The organism is Bradyrhizobium sp. NAS96.2 (assembly GCF_001908235.1).
GTDB lineage: Bacteria > Pseudomonadota > Alphaproteobacteria > Rhizobiales > Xanthobacteraceae > Bradyrhizobium.
This window is the reverse complement of the sequence record NZ_LGHK01000327.1, coordinates 1-2,893: the sequence shown is the minus strand read 5'-3', so window position 1 is coordinate 2,893 and position 2,893 is coordinate 1. Positions and strand designations below refer to the sequence as shown.

Here is a 2,893-nt window from a genome sequence, read left to right as displayed (position 1 = left end):
CCATCCGGCGAGAGCTCGTCGAGACCAGGCAGCAGCCGCCGGCAGATCGCCAGATAACGCGGGATGTCATGGTTCGAGAACACCTCGAGCGCGACGTCCCAAGGGATATCGATCATTCCCCGCGTCTTGCGGCAATAGGCGGCAGCCTTGTCGCCGCGCAGGCCGGCGGCACCGACCAGCACCTTAAGCATCGCGTCACTTACGCGCCCGCGCCAATCGGCGCGGATCTGCGCTGCGGTCTGCGTCCCGAAATCGTAGCCGATCGCGCCGGTCGGCCCCGAGTTGTCGCTCGGATGCTCGAGGACGGTCCGATAGCGCTTGTTATAAAACGCCTGGCCGGTGACCTCGGCGCCGACGATCAGGTCGAAGGCGGCGCGGGAGATTCCATGCAAATCGAGAGCGCTCGCAGAAATCGCTGCGTTGGTCATCGTGATAGTCCTTTGGGGGATGTTGAAGGTGGCTAAAGTGCGAAAACGAGAACGACCACGAGCACCGTCGCGACGATGACGGTGCATCCAATGATTGGGATCCAATCTCTCCCGGCCTTCATAGCAGCAAGCTGACCGGTTGAGCCCTGATAACGTTGACTTAGATCAACCACTCAGACCAGGGCGTTTGCGCGGATCAGGAGTTGGTCGACTTGCGCGTCAGAGAGGCCGAGGGCCGCGATCATGCGTTGCACCAGAGGATCTGCGCGCCGGAGCTCGGTCGCGAGATCCCATTCCTCCTGGACGGACTGGTCCGCGGCGATCGCGGCCTTGACGATCGCCCAATTGCCGAGCTCGTCGTAAGCCCGTTTCAGTCCGAGCTTGGTGCACGAGCTCGGCACAGGCGCCGGCGGCGCGAGGAACGCGACGACCGCCGGATCATCGTCGGCAATCTCCTCGAGCACGCGGTCAGACTGCTCACAGCCAAACCATCCGATAATCGCGCCAGCGCTGTTTTTCTCTACAAATCCCATATCGATCAGCCCTCCAATGGATCGAACCAGCCGCGCGTAACAATGCGAAGCGTCGTTGATGGATTATTCGCTCTGGCAACGACGTTCGCACTCAGGTCGGTCCACACGCGAGCTTCAGAGAAGTTGCCCATTGAGAACGTCGTCACTTCCGTCGCGGTCGCGCCGTTGGTGAAGTTGGGCACGTTGTCGGTCAACGCCGCGTCATGGACCCACCATTGCGTGTTTTGCGTTCCGCTCCATCCGATGACGGTAAGAATCGCTTGAACCTGAATCCCGGATGGAACGCTTGCCAGCGTGTAGGTCGTCAACGCGTTCCCAAGGTTGGTCACGTTGACGTCGAGGCTCACGCCGGGCCATAGGAATTCCCGGCCACGCTGCAGCATTTGAGAGAACGCCGCTCCTGCGCTGCCGTAAAAGACCGCCCCGATGCGGCGGAACATCGTATAGCCCGCCGGCATCGTCGGCGCCGTGGCACTGCGCGAAATCAAGAAATCAACGGTGCCAAGGCCGGTCGGATTCTTGATGACAAAGACATGATAAAACCCGTTGACCAGCGGCCCGGTATCGAGCGCGCCGTTACCGCTACCAACAGCCCATGCCGCTGATGTTTTGGTGAACGTGGCCGTCGTTCCAATCATATCCGCGAACAAGCTGGAGCAGGCTTGCCCAGCTGTTACGCTGAACTGATTGTTCGTCCCCGTCGTCGAGATCTTGAAGCCATTGAGATAGCCACGGATCAGTCCAGGGATTCCAAGATTGACCACCGCCGTCGGCTTGCTGGTCAAATCGGAGAGATTAAGACTTGACGTCAGATCACCTGCGCCAGGCTGACCAGCGCGGTTGAAATTCCAATCGGCAAAGGCGCCCGCGCCGGCCGTCTTGTCGACGGTCATCGTGATGATCTGCGCCGCGGGATCGTAGAGGCAAACGCCCTCCATCCAATTGGTCGGCGAGCCATTCGACGATGCGCGAAGGCGAACACCGTTCTGATATGAAAAGCCTGTGACGACCGAGAACACCTTCGATCCGACGCCGATCGCGAGCGCGGTCCCGCTGGTCGCCTCCGTTGCGCTCTGACCAATGAGCAGCCATTTGCCTGCGGCAAGATCGGCTGCGAAATTCCCCGACAAATGCGGAACGATGCACACATAGGTGTTTTTGTTAACCGGATACACGACGATCGACGCCGGCGGCGCGGCGACGTAATTCGTCGCCGTTGCCCAACTCGTCGTGTTGCTCCACGGAACGGCGCCGGTATCGCCCTTATCACCCTTGGCCGCCAAAACCTGCCAGTAAGTCGCGTCCGGCGCCGGATGCCCCGATCCCGGCGCCGGATTGATCCAGACATAGGACGTTCCCGCGGTCGTCTGCACGTCACCGACCGAATAGGCTGCCGCGTTGTCGTAGGCACCGCGAAAGTTGAACCCCTTGTAGATGCCGAGATAGTTCCATGCGCCGCCGACATGAACCCACATTTTCCCGGTCGACGGCTGCAGCGCATACTGGCCGTCCGAGCCGAGCGAGGGATCAGGCGCGGCGAGCGACACGTCGACAAACCAAAAGAAGCCCGTCGTATTCAGCGCCGCGACAAGCGTCGAAACATCGGCCATTGCCTGCGCGCCGGCGATGCGTTGCTGCGACACTTTCCAGACGACATAGGCGACGCCGGCCTGCGCGCCGCCGCCCCACGGCGGGATGACGAGATGCGTCGGATCAGTGACGTCCGTGATGATCGTCTGAAAATTGCCGATCTGCAGGATATCGCCAGGCCGCACGTTGGTCCCGGACCAGATCGTTCCGACGCCAGTGACGGCCGTCCCGTTTGCTGCGACGGAGATCGTCCCGGTTGAATAGCTAGTGAGCGCCGTCATTGGCTACGGTCCTTCCTGCAAAAAGATGCGAGACGTCGCCGGCGGCGCCGCCGCCGCATCG

General features: G+C 61.3%; 3 protein-coding genes. All 3 read right to left on the bottom strand.

The features are described from left to right. Positions 1–428, bottom strand: a 428-nt coding sequence (locus AC628_RS40835; protein WP_502689838.1) for a lysozyme family protein, incomplete at its 3' end; no start/stop codon positions are given. Between the two features lie 173 nt (positions 429–601). After that, positions 602–892, bottom strand: coding sequence for a hypothetical protein (locus AC628_RS40830; RefSeq protein WP_143202089.1), 291 nt, complete (start codon positions 890–892; stop codon positions 602–604). Between the two features lie 74 nt (positions 893–966). Next, on the bottom strand, positions 967–2,832 hold the full coding sequence (locus tag AC628_RS40825; RefSeq protein ID WP_074132456.1) for a hypothetical protein: 1,866 nt from the start codon (positions 2,830–2,832) through the stop codon (positions 967–969). Positions 2,833–2,893: the final 61 nt, after the last annotated feature.